The 16,353-nt window shown below is 58.3% G+C and carries 14 protein-coding genes and 2 pseudogenes; 5 read left to right on the top strand and 11 right to left on the bottom strand.

The genetic code is table 11. The features are described from left to right. Window positions 1–4: 4 nt before the first annotated feature. The 10 genes from RGCCGE502_RS32525 to RGCCGE502_RS32480 all read right to left on the bottom strand — a co-directional run bounded on the left by RGCCGE502_RS32525 (window position 5) and on the right by RGCCGE502_RS32480 (window position 11,867). Window positions 5–721 (bottom strand): amino acid kinase family protein, encoded by a 717-nt coding sequence (locus tag RGCCGE502_RS32525; RefSeq protein ID WP_016558479.1) that lies wholly within the window; start codon window positions 719–721, stop codon window positions 5–7. Between the two features lie 857 nt (window positions 722–1,578). Further along, complete coding sequence (locus RGCCGE502_RS32520; RefSeq protein WP_016558478.1) at window positions 1,579–2,544, bottom strand: phytanoyl-CoA dioxygenase family protein; 966 nt, start codon at window positions 2,542–2,544, stop codon at window positions 1,579–1,581. Window positions 2,545–3,054: 510 nt separating this feature from the next. Continuing rightward, window positions 3,055–3,960 carry a terpene synthase family protein gene (locus RGCCGE502_RS32515; protein WP_016558477.1) on the bottom strand — a complete coding sequence of 302 codons (906 nt, stop codon included), beginning with the start codon at window positions 3,958–3,960 and terminating at the stop codon, window positions 3,055–3,057. Next, a complete protein-coding gene (locus tag RGCCGE502_RS32510; protein WP_016558476.1) occupies window positions 3,950–5,491 on the bottom strand; it encodes a prenyltransferase/squalene oxidase repeat-containing protein in 1,542 nt (513 codons plus the stop codon). Before RGCCGE502_RS32510 ends, RGCCGE502_RS32515 begins: the two co-directional genes overlap by 11 nt. Before the next feature lie 224 nt (window positions 5,492–5,715). Then, window positions 5,716–6,708: a polyprenyl synthetase family protein gene (locus RGCCGE502_RS32505; RefSeq protein ID WP_016558475.1), complete on the bottom strand. Its 993-nt coding sequence runs from the start codon at window positions 6,706–6,708 to the stop codon at window positions 5,716–5,718. 89 nt (window positions 6,709–6,797) lie between these two features. Beyond that, on the bottom strand, window positions 6,798–8,135 hold the full coding sequence (locus RGCCGE502_RS32500) for a cytochrome P450 (RefSeq protein WP_016558474.1): 1,338 nt from the start codon (window positions 8,133–8,135) through the stop codon (window positions 6,798–6,800). 5 nt (window positions 8,136–8,140) lie between these two features. Further along, complete coding sequence (locus RGCCGE502_RS32495) at window positions 8,141–8,986, bottom strand: SDR family oxidoreductase (RefSeq protein WP_040676174.1); 846 nt, start codon at window positions 8,984–8,986, stop codon at window positions 8,141–8,143. Then, complete coding sequence (locus RGCCGE502_RS32490; protein WP_016558472.1) at window positions 8,973–9,281, bottom strand: ferredoxin; 309 nt, start codon at window positions 9,279–9,281, stop codon at window positions 8,973–8,975. The genes RGCCGE502_RS32495 and RGCCGE502_RS32490 overlap by 14 nt, the downstream gene beginning before the upstream one ends. 1 nt (window position 9,282) lies before the next feature. Next, window positions 9,283–10,575 (bottom strand): cytochrome P450, encoded by a 1,293-nt coding sequence (locus tag RGCCGE502_RS32485; protein ID WP_016558471.1) that lies wholly within the window; start codon window positions 10,573–10,575, stop codon window positions 9,283–9,285. An 89-nt stretch (window positions 10,576–10,664) separates the two neighbouring features. Beyond that, window positions 10,665–11,867, bottom strand: coding sequence for a cytochrome P450 (locus RGCCGE502_RS32480; protein ID WP_040676172.1), 1,203 nt, complete (start codon window positions 11,865–11,867; stop codon window positions 10,665–10,667). Between the two features lie 1,379 nt (window positions 11,868–13,246). Between RGCCGE502_RS32480 and RGCCGE502_RS32475 the strand changes: the two genes are divergently transcribed. From RGCCGE502_RS32475 to fdxB, 4 genes are all read left to right on the top strand, one after another. Continuing rightward, window positions 13,247–14,215, top strand: coding sequence for a LysR family transcriptional regulator (locus tag RGCCGE502_RS32475; protein ID WP_016558469.1), 969 nt, complete (start codon window positions 13,247–13,249; stop codon window positions 14,213–14,215). 380 nt (window positions 14,216–14,595) lie between these two features. Beyond that, entirely contained in the window at window positions 14,596–15,162 is a 567-nt protein-coding gene (locus tag RGCCGE502_RS32470) for a DUF269 domain-containing protein (protein WP_141652463.1), read from the top strand. An 11-nt stretch (window positions 15,163–15,173) separates the two neighbouring features. After that, window positions 15,174–15,377: a CCE_0567 family metalloprotein gene (locus tag RGCCGE502_RS32465; protein WP_016558467.1), complete on the top strand. Its 204-nt coding sequence runs from the start codon at window positions 15,174–15,176 to the stop codon at window positions 15,375–15,377. Beyond that, the gene (gene fdxB / locus RGCCGE502_RS32460; protein WP_016558466.1) at window positions 15,374–15,688 is read left to right on the top strand and encodes a ferredoxin III, nif-specific; all 315 of its coding nucleotides are present in this window, start codon (window positions 15,374–15,376) and stop codon (window positions 15,686–15,688) included. The genes RGCCGE502_RS32465 and fdxB overlap by 4 nt, the downstream gene beginning before the upstream one ends. A 259-nt stretch (window positions 15,689–15,947) precedes the next feature. On the opposite strand, the pseudogene RGCCGE502_RS38510 reads toward fdxB, so the two are convergent. Then, window positions 15,948–16,121, bottom strand: a pseudogene (locus RGCCGE502_RS38510) (ATP-binding protein); the annotation flags it as partial. A 25-nt stretch (window positions 16,122–16,146) separates the two neighbouring features. Here RGCCGE502_RS38510 and RGCCGE502_RS39350 point away from each other — a divergent pair. Further along, window positions 16,147–16,330, top strand: a pseudogene (locus tag RGCCGE502_RS39350) (hypothetical protein); the annotation flags it as partial. Window positions 16,331–16,353 lie beyond the last annotated feature (23 nt).

The raw sequence follows: 16,353 nt of genomic DNA, 5'->3' as shown, positions 1-16,353 counted from the left end.
GCCTCTAATCCCGATTACCCGATGCGGTGATACAGGTTGCTTTAACCGGCTTACCATCTAGCCAGTCCCTCAAGAGGTTCGCGTGCGACCCGTTGACGACGACGCCCGTGAGGCCGCGAGCGGCCATAAATTGGGCGGCGCAGGCATCGATGCAGGTGTGACCAAGCCGCGCGAGGTCAGCAGCATCTATATGCTGTATGAGCTCTGCGGGCTCGCTAGCGCCTCCGCTGCGGTACACGCCGTCAACATCCGTTAGAAACGCTACGGAAGCAGCGCCAGTTACCCAAGCGATCCATGTGGCAACGGCGTCCGAGGTGACGTCCCAACTCCAGTCTACTGGATCCATGGCGAAGAGAATACGCGAGGGAAGCAGAACTGGGACCATGCCTGCCGCTGATATCTTTCGGCATTCGCCTAAAGCGGAGGTTGCGACGAGTTTTGACGAGAATGCTCGGTCCGTCAGCAAATAGCCGGTTTGATCCTGAGCGAGGGCGCAGGCGTGATGGCTTGTGAACGCCGCCAGCGGGTAGCTCGCGTCAACCGCCTCTATTGCCTTATCCGGCAGGCCGCCACCGGGCACCAGCAAAATCCGGTATCCGAACTCGACGAGACGCTCCAACTCAGCTATCGCATCTTTGCATGTCGGAATGTCGCGCATTAGGCTGCCGCCGAACTTAACTACTAGTGAGAACCCGTAGGGTGTAAAGCCCGTGCTGCACATGTGCTGCCAGTCGCTTTCTATGTTTCAGTTGCAGAGACATTTTTGCTAAGGGAAAACGTGCTGCTCGGTACGCCGCCGTCTTGATGTCCGACGTGAGCCACGATCTCTGATCCGCGTCGTCGATCCACGTGATGTTGGATCGGCCATCGGGCTGCCGGCGCAGTTAAGTGCTTGTTTCTGGGCCTCAGTATTCATCGTAGCAGTGTCCTTCTAAATCATTCCAGCCAGTCTGCCGTAGGGCTATGCGAAAGTCATGCCAACGCCCGCCCCAAGGATCGACGAAGTTCTAATCAGTGCTGGGAATGGTGTGGTGAAGAACCCTTGCGGCCAGGAGGGGGCAGCATTCCATGGTAACAACTCCCGATGCAGCGCCTCTTTACCCCGAGGCAGTAACGGTCTGGCAAATCGTTTCGATGAGGGGACCTCATCCAGACGGCGGATGGGCTTACCTTTGTGGTTGCTAGTGCCTGAGGGGCGTTAAGAGGAACTTGTCTGAGCCCGGCTTGCGCGGAGGAATACGAGGAAGAGTGATCCGGAGAGGGTGGCATACAGAGGTTGCCTCCTGAATGCCCTGCTCAAGCAAAGGGTTTCGGACATCCGGCATGTGATCAGTTGCGGTGAAGTGCAGCCTTTTCACGCGACTTCGGCCGCGGTCATTAAGAGCTCCAAGCTCCCTCGGTGTTGGAACGCATCCACCATTCGAGGGTAGCGAACTCGACGCCCTTGGCATCGCATCGGCAATGGCGCCACTCTGCTAACGCTACCAAAATGACAGCAGCATGAGTGGCGTTGCGCGGTTCCATCCTCTCCTTGAGCAGAGCTTGTGCTAGAGCCCCATGACAAGCACTGGCGTGCGCTCAGCGCACAACTGGTTCACCATGGAAGCGCCGCCTTGAGGGTTTTGAAATCCCGAAGCCTACCTCCATCATTAGTCTCGGCTTGGTTTTAGCTGGTGTGCCCATGTGGAAACCAAATGGGTCCTCTACAAAGCCCGTTCCCGCCCTTCCGGTGAGGGTCATCACATTTTGTTGTCCATAGAAACCCACCACTTCGTGCGCCGGGTGGCCGACGAGGAGAGTCAGTTGATGCTTTAGGCGTCGGCGATTGTGACTTCCGCGGACATAAACATGCGGACCCGCCTCTTCATCAACATCAGTAAGATAGAAGAAGAATTTCAGCATTCGCCAGTCGTCTAAATCAAAATGAAACTTGAACGACGCCCTGCTCAGTTCAGTTTCCGATGGGCTGCTTGTCGGAAAGCTCCACCAAGTCCTCGTCGTGATCAATTTCGCACCGTCGCCCAGGTAGTGGCGGGCAACCTCGAGGAGCAGCGGATCTTGCTGGACAGCGATGGCGGCGTCGCACTTCAACACCCTTTCGTAGTGGTGACCGCTAAGTATCGCCCGGCGGAAGAGGCGCTCGGCCTCTTCATGATCTTGGGGCAAAAATTCGAGCTTCCGGTCGAAATTTCCGAAGCATGGTGTCTCACGCGCAAAACGAGCAATTTCTTCTATGATCGCAGTTGGGAGCGTCAATCCTGGGTAAATGCCTGAGCGTTTTAGCTCTGTCGCGATAGCGTCTGCCTTTAGGTCGCCGAACATCGAGTCACGCGTGCGTGACACAATTGCAGCGGGTTTGGCGGTAAGCCAATGGGCTTTGCGAAAAGGGATGGTGCGTGCCAAAAGGAACATCGGCAGCCAAGCGGGGTTCTCTCGAAGATCCGTCATGTATGTTGGGATTCGGGACGCCATGCGGCGGAACACTCCGCCGTTGCGCGAGATAGCTTCCAGGTCCTGACCCGTGGGAGTCGATGAACGTTGCATTTAGCGGCCTTTCTAACCTTTGCGTCACGGCAGTTTTCTCAGCGCCGTCTCGCAGTGCTAACCAATTTTGCTGTGCTGTTATTCGGACGTTGCACGGGTCGCCTTGGCATGTTGACCCGGGCGCGTCGCTTTTTCGAAGCTTTGATAGACTTTCAACCGCTGCGACTAACCTCCTAATCCCATGTGAAAGTTCGAACCTGTCGCGATACCGATTGTCCCGGTAAAGGACACTGGACACATTTCAGCTTTCGCCATTGCGCATCATCTTCTTCGTGAAATCCGATCGTGGCGCCACTGTTACTCCAGATCGCCTTGGGTCTGACAAATCATTTGTTTGGATGAAGGCGATTAAAATCTTGAATATTGGACCACTCAGCCCTTGCGAGATAGCGCGATCTGTCCCGCTCGGGCGAAGGATTGGCCTGCTGCTTCAGCCGAGGGCGGCCTTCAAGCAAATCCGGTGCACTTGCATCCGTTCGGGGCAGGGTCGCTGCAACTGCTTCGGCCGGCTTACGCTGGAGGCTCAGTCCTTGCTGTGCTCCCCGTGCCGTCGCTACGGTAGCGACTGCGAGAGGTCTCATAAAAATGTGTTCGGATGCCGGTCATAGCGTCTATGAGGGCGCCCCACGCAGAGGGAAAGTGCTCTTCTACTAAAAGCCGGCGCAGCATGCGCGTAAGGCCAGCCAGCTCGTCGTTTAAAAACTTCGCTGCAGGCATTGCGGGATAGCGCCGCAGTAGAAGGATCACTGAGTTGTCAGTTTCGCCGATCGACCTATCTCTATCGCACCCATGCAGATCGTTCTGCAAGCGGCCTATCGCTGAGATAAGCCAGACCGCCTGGCGGAAAGCTGGACGGCGGCGCAAGCATGCCATGTCCAATCCCCAAAGTAACGAGAGACAGCAAAACACGTTGGTGTAGGCGATCGAGGCTACCCCATTGTCAAGGTATTCAGCGTATGACCACTGCTTCCCCGTTGCCGCTTGCGTGTGACCGGCGCGGAGCGCCCCGCAGTAGCGACGGGTATCATCCAGAAGCTGGATATAGTCGCGCCGATCGTAGGCGAGCTGGGCGAGTGAAGCGCGCTGCGCAGCACACGACTCGAATCCGCTGGGAGCACGGGGTGCCTCTTGCGCTAGCGCGAGTTCCACTGCGGCAAGCTGCTCAGGCGCGATCAAGTCGTGATCGTGGCAATCGTCGAGCCAGAACAGGAGTGCTAGTTCGCGATAGAAGGCTAAGATCAGGGTTTCGTCCCGCGGATCGCGAAACGTGCGCGCGTTAAGTTCGTCCAACCAAGGTTGAATACTCTCCAGTATGTACTGGCCGCCTCTGACTGCTTCCACGGCATGATCCGCGGCGAACCCGCTCAGGCTTCGGCCCCAATCCAATACTAGTTCCAGCGCAAACTCAGTCTTCATTACGGTGCTCCGGCTTACTCCCCCAGGAAAGCGCTAGCCACAAGCCTACGAGCTCTGCCACGCGGACGACACGTGTGGGGCAATAGAGTTCTTTGCCGATCCAAAGTGCAGTGTGAGGCGAAGTGTTCGCTACATAATGGGCCAGCATCCATTCCAAAGCACGTGCTACCGCTTGGCCAGCACGCGCGCGGGCAGCTGGCGTCTCTCTCTCGTCCAGCACGCGCATGGCAAAGAGCGCATAGGCGGTCTCCTCCAATGTGGATCCGCTCCCTGCGCCCCAGCCGCCATCGGAGCGCTGCGCCTTTAGGAGCGCCACCAAGACCCGCTCGTCCCGCCACGTCGGAGCGCCTTGCGCCAAAGCAGCGACCGCATGCGAAGTCGGGTACAGCCAGGAGGCGTGCCATTTTTCATTGTCCCATACACCTTGTGGATTTCGATTGGCGTCGACGAAAGCGCTTGTGCCAGCGGCGGTCTGGCCGGCCAATCGCAAGGCATGAAGAGCGTGGATGTTTGTGGACACCGAAGCATTGCGCTCGCCCGGAAAGGTGACGAAAACCTCACCTATCTTGAATTGGCGTAGCGCGTGGACGCCAGGCACCCGGCCCACGAGGTTCAAGACGCATAACGCTACAGCAGTGTCATCGGCATCGGCTGCAAAATGTGATGCCGGGCCTAGGCCATTCTTGCTCATGCAAGCCTCGAGTTGCGCGACGATCCGGTGCACCGCCTGAGCGAGGGCGGGATGCGCCAAAAGGCCACCCAAATACAAGCTGAACAGCGACCAACAGGGCTCGAATATATCTATTGGCCACACGTTGGGAAGGATATTGTCGAGGCCGCTGGCCGTCGCCAGCGATGCGGCATGCAGGTATGCGTCGGCGCGCCTGAGCAGCTCCGGTGAACTCGCTTGTGCACTTGCTTGGGCACGCCACGCCGCGGTTGCGGCTGGGCTAATACCGATGCTGCCGTGCTCATCTGGGGAAGCCATAGCCGGCGATGATCCCCAAGCCTCCCACGAGTGAAGCAGAGGATGCCCGCTCGGCAATGCCGCTAATGTGTGGACTTTGGCGAGGCGAGACTGCCGCAGCCGTACCAATGCTTGGTGGCGCGGAAGGTTCAATCCTTTCGATCGCGTCGCCTCGCCCAGAAGCTGCGGCAGGATCAGCTCTGCTCCGATAGGCGCGTCTTCCGGTACCGCATGCTCGTATGGATCGGGCTGGTGCCGGAGGAACTGTTCTGCGGCTTGTACCGCGTCAGCAGCACCGGGAAAAGAACTGGCGCGCTGCAATGCTAAAAAGGCTGCCCAAGTGGGCGCGTGGCGGAACAACGGGAAGTCCGAGCTTCCCCAACCGCCGTCGGGCTGTTGTTGCGCGATAAGCCAGTCGCGTGCCTCATGATTGCCGCCGACGACGCAACTGAAATGTAGGGCCCGTGCGGTATCATAGACTGACGGGCCGACGCAGCCACCATCGCTCATCTTGCTGAGGAGGTGGCGCAACTCCGAGAGGATCTGGTCAGACGGTGCGGTCACGCTGCTGCCTTCTTCCATAAGTGATGACACCCGTGTTTACCGGCCGCTAGGCGCGCCACTCTTGCTCCGCCCTGGCATCTCCGCTGTCCACGCCCGAGCAAGTGGTGCCGAATCCATCACCGGGCCGCCCTGCCTCTGCCGCGGACTCTGATAAAGAACAGGAGATATTGCCGACGCGGGCCACACGCGGTCGGTGCCGGTAGACACTATGCGCACGTGCGGGTTCATATACATGATGCGCTCTTAGCCAGATACGCGTAGGCCTGCTGTAACATCTGCCCGAGGCGCTGCGCGTCCGGGCCTAGCGGCACGATCGCCTCACTGGCCTCGCCAAAAAGATCCAGCACGAACTGCCGGGCGGCCTTCAGTCCCATGATCGACGCGCAGGTCGGCTTCTGCGCCGCCGCGTCCTTTCCAGGGGTTTTGCCGAGCGTGGCCTTATCGGCTGTTGCGTCAAGAATATCGTCGACCACCTGCAATGCCATCCCGAAACAATCGCTATAGCGATCCAGCGCCTCGTATAACTCAGCGTGCTCGTCATTTTCTGCTATCGTACACAACGCGCCCATTCGAACGGAGGCACGCACAAGTGCACCAGTCTTCATTCGGTGCATCTTCAGGATCGTGTCGAGTTCGACGGTCTTTCCAACGAGTGCCAAGTCCATAGCCTGGCCTCCAGCGGCACCCCCGGTAGATACTGCCTGGGCAAGTTCGCGCACGAGTGCGGAGCGGCTGTCTGCCGGAGCGTCCAAGCCAGCAAGGGTGAGAAAAGCATGTGCTTGCAATGCGTCTCCAACCAGGATCGCAGTGGCTTCGCTGAACTTGACGTGCACCGTTGGATGGCCGCGGCGAAGCACATCGTCATCCATCGCAGGTAGGTCGTCGTGAACAAGGGTACAGGCATGCATCATCTCTATGGCGGCTCCGACATCGTCCAGAGTAGCCGCCGAGGCCTCGGCTAGTGCACCGGCGGCCATACACAGCAAAGCGCGGGTGCGCTTCCCGCCATTCAAGGTGGCGTAGCGCATTGCCGCCGTGAGTTCGGTCTCACCGTCGTCTCCTGCCCCAAGAAGCTGCGTCAGTGCCTGTTCGACCCGTTTCACTCCATCCTGCATCCAAGCCTCCGAGTGCAGCCCGACGGATGTTGCGCCAGCCTGATCGGAGGGTTGACCAAGCTCGGGAATTCGGCGCTGGTGTAGCGTGGGATCAGTCTGCATATTGTGCATGTCCTATGTCTCACCCGGAACTGCGTCGACGAGCAATGTTGCTGGTGCCGTAGCCAAGCTGGCGACTGAGCAAGGCTTGTTCATGAGAACCCGATTCGGACCTTCATGGACGGCTGCGCCGTCGGGAAGAAACGTCGTCCCTTCTCAGCGTCGTTAAGCAACTGCGGCTTCACGCCGCTTTCTTGCATGGTCAGCGCCAACGCCACAGCAAACTGGACCAGTTCAAGCCATACCAGATGATAACCGATGCACACGTGCGGCCCGGTACCGAACTGCAACATATCAATGGGTCCCACGGGCTCTACGCGTCCCAGCCAACGCTCAATGCGGAATTGATCTGGCGCATCGTGCAGCAACGATGAGGTCGAGAAGTGCAGCAGCGGGATACCAAGCCTGGTGCCTGCAGGAAGGCGGCGCCCGCCAAGATGCAATTCCCGCGTCGTGCGACGCGGTACGAGCGATGATGCCGGATGCAGGCGTAACGTTTCCCGAAACAGGGCCTCGGCAACCGGAAACTGCGGCAGGTGCTCGTGCTGTGTGGGCACCGTCCCTGCGTGTCGCGCTTCCTCGACCAGGGCGTGCCAAAGATCGGGGTGGCGCGCCAACTCGATTACCATCCAGGCCATCGTCGAGGCAGTTGTTTCGTGACCGGCTAGCAGTAGCAAACGGACGTTAGCAACAAGCACGTCATCTGACAGCGCATCTTCACTGCGATCGAAGGCGCTCACCATGTCGTTGATCAACCCCGTTCGAGTAGAGCGCGCGCGGGCGTCGCGGATGAATTGTCGCGACTGGGCGTCGATCCAGTCGCGGGCGGCGCGGCCGCGCCGCAGCGGTGTTCCAGGCAAGTCCACGGGGGGAGCGACGATCAACTGTAATAGTTGCCGGTACTTGCGATGCCACACGGGCAGATCTTGCGGTGGGATCCCCATGAGATAGAAGGTAAGCTTGAGCATCAGGTCGCCGGTTTCAGGTAAGATAGAGACGCCTCCACGCTCGCGCCACGCCTGCACCCGCGCCCGGACGATGGGTGCAAACAGATCACCAATGCCAGCCGCAGTGAGCCCCTTGGGAAGAAAAGCCTCCTTGATGCCGTCTCGCGCCCGCCGGTGCGCGCTACCGTCCAAACTGACCAACGTTCCACCGAGAATCTCGGGCGCCATTTCGCCGATAAGTGACGAAGAGACGTTTTTGTGCCGGAGCGCCGCGAGCGTATCAGGATCGAGGCAAATCATCAGCTGCCCCCCCGGGCCAAAATCCAGCCAGAAGTGGTTCCCTAGCATTCCTTCTGCGCGCCGTAGCAGCCGGGGGAGGTCGCTCACAATGGCGGGAAGATGCCCCACTATCGGGAACGCGCCGTGCATGATCGGGATGTTGTATTGCAGCCTGCGCCGGCGATTCAGCGGGTTGAGCAGCATGTCTCTTACCTCTCATGGGCAAAGGGCGCTTCGTCCACGCTATCGACGGGGCGCTCGGCCGGATTATTACCGCCATCTGCATATGTCGGCAGGTGCGCCAGCATGCCGCCGTCGATGCACACAACTTGCCCGGTGATGAACGCAGCGTCGTCGGAAAGTAGAAAAGCCACCAGCGCGGCCACGTCCTCGGGGCGGCCAACGTGCGCCAGGAGTTGGTGCCGGTGCAAATGCCGTTGCAATCGCTCGTCGAGCTTGGCGAGGAGACGTTCCGTCATAATGAGACCCGGCGCTACGGCGTTGCAGCGTATCTGCGCGCGACCGTATTGCGTGGCAAGTGAGGTTGATAGCATGTTCATTGCGGCCTTCGACGCGGCGTAGGAAGTCAGCGCGGTGTCACCGCTGAGCCCCTGGCACGAGGACATGTTGACGATCGCGCCACCGCCACGGGCGATCATTCGCGGGATGGCCTGCCGGCAGCAGAGCAGCGTGCCGCGCAGATTAGTCGCCATCGTCTGATCCCAAACCGCTAGGTCTAGGTCGAGGATCGCGCGGTCGCGCGGGGTCAGATGCATGGCGCTCGCATTGTTCACCAGCAGGTCGATCCCGCCGAAGTGGCGCTCCGCCGTCTCGAACAGGGCTGCCACCGCTTGCGCGTCGGCGATGTCGACGGCCAGTGTCAGCGCGTGACCAGTTTCGGCCGCGATCTGGGCGGTGCAGGCGGTTGCCGCTGAGTCGTCAATGTCGGCCACCACCACTCTGCCGCCCTCGCGCGCGATGGCGAGGGCGCATGCCTTGCCGACGCCGGCGCCAGCGCCGGTCACCACGGCCACCTTTCCCTCAAACCGTCCCATCGTGTCGTCCCGGTTTGTGTTCATCTCTCGTGGCATGCCGCCCGAGCTCGGCCGGAGAGGGCAGGGGGCCGACATTGCCTGGCTCGCCACCGCAATTGTCGCTTTCGATGACCCGAATGGCGCCCACCGGGCACTGACTGGCCGCAAGCCGAACCGCGGCGTGCTGCGCCTCAGCGACGGTCGCCACGTGAACTTCGGCCACGCCATCCGGTTCGCGCTGCCGAAAGATGCCAGGCAGGGTCAGCACGCACTGCCAGGTGGTTCCGCATAGCTCTTGATCGATCACAACGCGCATCTCACTTCTCTCCACCGGGATGTAGCCTCACGGGCAAAGTGCGAAACGTCCTGAGGAACGCAGATGGCTCCCGTATCGGCGTCTCGGCCAGTGCGAGCGTCGGAAAGCGCGCCTCAATGCGGGGAAGGCTCTCAGCCAGTTGCACCCGGGCAAGTTGCGCGCCGAGGCAGAAGTGGATACCGTGCCCGAAACTCAGCATGATTTTCCCGTCGTTCGACATGCCAGGGCTGGTGCTGCCGTAGAATCGTGCGGGATCGAAGCGGTCAGGATCGGGAAACGCGTCCGGGTCACGATTGCCGGCCGCGAGTAGCACGCGCACGTCTGCACCCTTGGGTATCATCACACCACACAGCTCAATGTCACGCTGGGCGATCCGCGGAATGGAGCTGAACATGGCGGGGGCGTCGCAGCGCAATACTTCTTCGACGAATGCCTCGACCCCGGCGTCTTCCTGTAGCCAGTGTCGCTGCTCCGGATATGCCAGCATCGCCAGGACCGCATGGCCGATCGTCGCAGCTGTAGTGGCGAAGCCGCCGAGCAGCATGCCCCAAAGCATGCTGATCAATTCTGCATCCGACAGTTTGTCGGCGTCGTCGCTGTGAGCGCCCACAAGGATTGAGACGATGTCCTGGCGGGGATCGGTGCGCTTGCGCTGGATCAGGTCGCCGTAGTAGGCCATAACTTTGGCGCTAGCTGCGTCCGCCGCTGCGAGTTGGGCATCGTTGGCGTGCGGGCTCAGCCCCTCCAGGATGGCACCAATGATGTCGGCGAGCCCGGACATGTCATCTTGGGGCATGCCGAACAGCTCTGCAAAGACCAGCATTGGCAGGGCAAGCGCAAATTCGCGATGAAGATCCACTATCTCCCGGCGTCCCAGGGCCGGCGCAATAGCGTCCAAGCGCTCTTCGACTATTCGCGCGATGTTCGGCCGTATGTTGTCGATCTCGCGTTTGGTGAAATCACGGGAGACCAGTCGGCGCAAGCGCGTATGTGTCGGAGGATCCTGCATCGCTAAGGTAGAAGCCAGCAAACTCAGCGACAGGCTGGTCGCTGCACGAGGGAAATAGCGCGCCAAATCGCCCGGTGCCGGTCCTAGGAACGCATCCCCCGTGGCCTTAAGCGCCCAGTAGATGTCGGCGTGGCGGCTCAACAGAAAGAGCCCGGAGGTGGCGCGATGGACCGGATCGTGCTCGCGCAACCAACGCATGAACGGATACGGGTCGTGGATACACGCTGGCGACGCCAGTTCGGCGAAGGCATCCCGGCATACCGCCACAGTTTCTTTCACGTCCATCTTCGTTACCCGTTTGGTTGGCTGATCCGCCGGCGCCACAGAGGCTCGGCCGCAAAGTGCAGAAACTCTGCCGCTAGCCCGTCCCCGCATCACCAGAGCACCGGCATCTCTTCGAAGCCGCCAGTGATGATCTCCTTGCGCAACTCCAGTTCTTCGGGCTTCACGGCAAGGCGCAGCCCCGGGAAGCGCTGGAAGATCGAACCGAACACTGCCTTCAGCTCCAGCCTGGCTAGCGCCCCGCCGATGCAGTAGTGCGGCCCGTAGGAGAACGCCAGGTGCGGGTTTCCCTCGCGTGCGATGTCAAAGACTTCTGGGTTGTCGAAATGGCGCAAATCAAACGACGTCGCCGGAAGACCGACAAGCACCTTGCTCTCCGCTGGGATATGCACGCCTGCTATGGTCACATCGCATCTTGGATAGCGCATGATGCCATCCCAGCCCGCCCCCGGCGGGTACATGCGCAGAATTTCCTCCACCGCCTTGTCCAACAGAGATGGATCGGCGATCAAGCGCTCGCGCTGCTCCGGGTGGCGAAACATAGCCAGTAGGCCGCACTCGATTTGCGCGGCGGTGCTCTCGTGCCCCGCTACCAGCATGCCCGCTGCCAGGCCGATTGCCTCTTCCTCACTGGCCTTACCCTGCTCCACCGCCAGCAGGAGATCTGTCAGGAGATTATCGCCCGGATCTCTGCGCTTCTCGCGCATCCTGTCACGGATGTAGACCCGCAGCTCTTCCCAGGCCAAGCGGGACGCACTGCGCGGACCGGTTTCATGTTGATGGGTCATCACCTCATCGGACAGTTCCGCAAAAAAGGTATGATCCTCGTACCTCACACCCATTAGTGCGCTGATGACCATAGCCGGAAGCGGAAAGGAAAGGTACTTGCGCAGGTCAGCCGGTTGCGGTTGAATCGAAAGCGTTGCGAATAACTGTTCGGCTATCGACTCGACCTGCTGTGCGAGCAAGTCTGTCCGGAAGTCGCTGAAGGCCGGCCCTATAATCGCGCGCAGGCGGGAATGTTCGTCTCCCTCGTGGGAAACCAGCCAGCCGGGAGAACCAAGCATCACAGAGTCTGGCGTGAACGCCGTCGGCGGTATCCCCGCCGGTCGAAAAGCCGCGTCGGACAACACCGCTTTGGCTTCGTCGTAGCCTGTCACCCACCAGCCTTCGTGCCCGGAGGGGAAACGGACGCGATGGATTGGTCCCTCTTCCACTAGCGCCAACATTTCTGGCGAGGGCTCGATGTGGTCCACGCGCCACATCGGTAGCGTCGGCAAAGAGTGTTCTAGCATGATGGTATTTCGCCTTCCAAGCGATGCTTCTTCTTTTAGAATCAACCCCTGTTTTGCACGTGTGACGTCGTGACACCTTTCGCAATGACCGAGGCCTCTCCGTCGCATGAACGCTGCGGGAGACGCACCTGATGATCCCAACTTAGTTGCCGCAGTACAGAGCGACTAACGTCCGCTGAGCAGATTTGCGCCGGCTCGTAACTACGGAAACGTCGATGTATTCACTGTTATAGCTGGCCCACCGCTCCAACATTCTTGACGGGAGCCTCACTTCAGCCTCAACGTCTCCCGCCCTTGGTCGCGCCGCCCGACAGCGTCGCGAAAATCACTGGGAGCGGAACGCAAACTTTCGACTTCATTCGAACATTCTCATCTTATTGCCAGCCTAAAATGATCCACCCACAGGCCAGAGTCAGAGGCGAACACTTACGCTATTTCCGCCCCGAAGACCGTAGCACTGCGGTCGGTTCTCGCTGATCCGACAAATGCAAATCCCATGCCGGGTTGAATCCACAAGGACCTAAAAGCTCACCACAGTCGCCGCAGTGTTAGGTTCCTTGCATAAAGTCGGAATGTCGACGGAGTGATAGCAGCTCCCCGACATCGACCTATCTCGCGCGGAAGAGAACCCGATCAAAGCAAATGTTTTCTCGGAATCGATGCACGGCCGGTCGTGGTTGACTTGCTGCGAGTTCATAGAGGCTGATAGAGATTTGTATAGATTGGTAGAGATTGGAAGAGATTGGAAGAGATTGTGCCCCGGGGCCGCTTCGCTTGTCCAAATGAAAGCTCGACCAGGACCTGCTATTTTTCATGGAGCGCGACGCATTTGCGTCTTTGGTTGAGTGAGGCAGACATCCGCGATAGGAATTTCACCTGATGTTTGTAGTCGACCCGCAACAATTCATCGTAGCAACTAAGACGCCTTCGCGTGGCGTGGCCGACCTTTGATTTCTGGATACCTAATCCCAACCTGGGATCCCGGTCGCTACACCCTTCCATCTTGAACAATCCAGTACAGGGGCAAGGTCTGAGGGATCTTCTCTGCATGCCTTGAAATATGCAACTACATGTCTGCTTCTCGGTTTGTTCAACCTAACCGGAGAAGGTCGAACTGCCGATACGGCCCCTAAGCAGCTTCTGCTGACCGAACGGCGCGCAAAACGGGGTAGAAATCGGCTTAAATCCCTGAAATGCGCGCAATATTTATAATGACCGTGATAGCGTGAGCCGGAATACGTCTTATACAACTGAATGACTGCCCCAGGAGGAGAAATCTACCAATACTTGAAACTCATTCTACTTGATTTCTGCCATTTATATTACTTTAATGGTGGCTGAGCAGCAGGCGTTCTAGTGTTCCAAGCAGAGACAAATCTATGAGATTTAAGGGTCTAGATCTTAACCTTCTCGTCGCGCTTGACGCGCTGATGACGGAACGAAATCTTACCGCGGCTGCACGTAGCATCAACCTTAGCCAGCCTGCGATGAGCGCGGCGGTTGCCAGGCTGCGAACATATTTTCGAGACGAGCTGTTTATGATGGTGGGCCGCGAGCTCGTCCCGACGCCCCGAGCCGAAGGACTCGCAGCATCGGTGCGTGAAGCGTTGTTGCACATCCAGCTATCGGTTATTTCGTGGCAGCCTTTCGATCCCGCTCAAAGCGAACGTCGCTTCAGAGTGATCCTGTCCGACTACGTCACGCTCGTATTTATCGAAAATGTAGTGGAGCGGGTAGCGCGAGAGGCTCCAGGGGTAAGTTTTGAATTCATGCCGATCGCCGAAGATTTCGACGAGCTCCTACAGCGCGGGGACGTCGATTTTTTGATCATGCCTGAGTCATTCATGTCGAAGCACCCTCACACAGGGCTTTTCGACGATGTCTTCGTATGCGTGGCTTGTGAAGGGAACGACTGCATCGGCGAATCTTTCTCCTTTGATCAGTACATGTCGATGGGGCATGTAGCTGTTAAGTTCGGTTGTTCCCTAAAACCAGCCTTTGATGAATGGCACTTGCGCGAAAGCGGCTATTCGAGGCGCGTAGAGGTCGTGGTCCAGTCGTTCAGCATAATACCAAGAATGCTCTCTGGAACGCGTCGTATTGGCACGATGCCTTTGAGACTTGCTCAGCATTGTGCACAGAGTACGCCGCTGCGCATTCTGAATCTACCGCTGCCAATTCCGAAGCTGACCGAGGCAGTTCAGTGGCCCATGCTTCACAATACTGATCCTGCTAGCCTTTGGATGCGCCAAACGCTTCTTGAAGAGGCCGCAAGGATGGCGCCTTTAGAACAGGTATATCCGGCATTGGCACGCCAATTCGTGTCCCTAGAAACCACAGCCGCCTGATCAGCTTTGGAAGGCGGCGCTTTACGTTCGCTTATGACAGAAACAGCTTCTGTGTGAGATGCATAAACTCGAGCACGAACGGGCAGTCGCTCCGGCTGATTTCGTGACTTTGTGACCAGGCGGCCAGCGGCAAAGTAGAGAACTTTGGTCTCGCTGGGCGACATTTCGAGGCGGCCGCTTTGATCGGCCGGCCTGCTCCGGACAGCCATGATCAATTTGTCCGTCCTGTGACAATCGGTTGTTCGCAATACGGCTGCAGTTGTCTCATCAATGCCCGGAAATACCGTGTTGATCGCTCTTGAAGCTGATGTTGCACGTGGCACGCGTTTTGAAACACTGCAAGCGGCGCGGCTGAGGTGCCAACCGGACGCCGAAAACCAATGAAGGAAGAGCAAGGCAGGATGGCAGACCTGCGTCAAATCGCATTCTACGGCAAAGGAGGATCGGCAAATCCACAACCTGCAAGAATACGCCAGCGGAGACCTCGTCGATCTTGGGCAGAGAAATTTAATCGTCGGTTGCGACCCCAAGGCTGCGCCGGAGGCCATGGCGATCTCCCTCCAGTCTTCTTGGTCGAAAAAGGAAAGAACGACCAGGAGCTTCTTTCCGACTACGTTGTTACGAAGGAACAGCGCCGTGCAATGGCGATTATTGGCGATCCTGACTCGACACTGCTTTCCAGGATCCAGCTGTTCTACACCTGCATAGCGTGCGGAGTGGAGGAACGTTCCAGCCTTCAAACATCCTCGTTGATGACAATCAACCACGATGGGTTCGGGCGTGTCGTTATGACCGGACGCCTGGTGGCTTTGTCGAAAACACCTCGGGATGTCCATCGGTTTGGGTTTGGCTCCAAGTTATCTGGATGTGGTGAAGCGTTAGTCGGCCATGCCATGAAGATCATCTTTACCTTTCCGGATGTGGCGCGGGCAAAAAGTTCGACGTAAAAGAGGGAACCATGCTGAACCTAGATGAACAGCTCAAAATCGTACGCAAGTTGCAGTTCCGGGCCGCGTCGGCGAAGCTGGAGCTGCATGATTTGGCTGAGGACCTGCCGGTTCGCTGGACCGACATCAAACTTGTGGCCGAGAAGACATTTGATGCTTTTGCAGAATTGGACGCCGCTCGCAAGAAGCTGTCAATCTCGGGGAAGCAGCGATGATTGAGCCATTTTACACGCGCGATGGTTCAAGCTGGGAACCTCAAAACCCGACTAGCACCGATGCGATTACCTGCATTGGGTGCGGCTGCTGCTTCAAGGTCTGCTCGCGACAAGTGATGCGTCTTCACGGCGTAAACGAGCTGGGGGAGATCTTCGAGGTGTCCGAAGGTGTTGAATTAGACGATCGGCTAAATCGTATGGTCATGGTCGTCGACCAGCCAGGGCGGTTCATCTGTGCGCGTGTTTGCCCAAAGAACTGTCATACCATGTCGACGCTTCAGGCGTCGATAATTGATAATACGCGTCATTAGGAGAGTTTATCGTGTCCTTCCGAATATTTTTTCGTATCCTGCTGCTGGTTGCCATCGTAAGTGGAGGTTCAGCATACGCAGCCTCACTATCCATAACTCGGACTATTTTTGTGCTGCTTCCAGTACTTCTGGTGGTTCAGGTCGCTTACTTCGTTAACCTCGTATATACCGTCTGGCGTTCAGGCAACGCTGATTTTTGCCATCCAAGACCGGTTTATCCAGCAAGCGTGAAGGCAGCTGAAAAGCTGCGAGGGGGAGCTCATGATGGCATCAATGGATCAAACGTCCACCACCTCCGCCGAACGCGGGAAACCTGACATACTCGAGGTCCTTGGGCCTGACCGCCTTGATTTCGGCGTAGACTGTCGCCGTTCAATGCGATGCGGTGGGCATTGTGGACGAGACGATCCAAGATGGCATCGGCGTAAGCTGGTCTCCTATGACGTTGTGGTCGATCTGAGGAGGTCTATCTCCATGCCTACAAAAGCGTGTCGGAGTTAGTATAAACTTTTACAACCAACGACGCGCACATTTACGCTTGACCGGCAGACACGGGATCAGGCTTACTTCAATGCGTCGTCCCATCCTGATCGGGTTCTTCCGCACACGCGTTATTCGAGGATCCACGTATCCCACGGATAAGTTCATTGATTCTTCTGGCTCGG

The organism is Rhizobium grahamii CCGE 502, from assembly GCF_000298315.2.
Taxonomy (GTDB): Bacteria; Pseudomonadota; Alphaproteobacteria; order Rhizobiales; family Rhizobiaceae; genus Rhizobium; species Rhizobium grahamii.
Note: the sequence above shows the minus strand (reverse complement) of the source record. Positions and strands in the feature narration are given on the sequence as shown.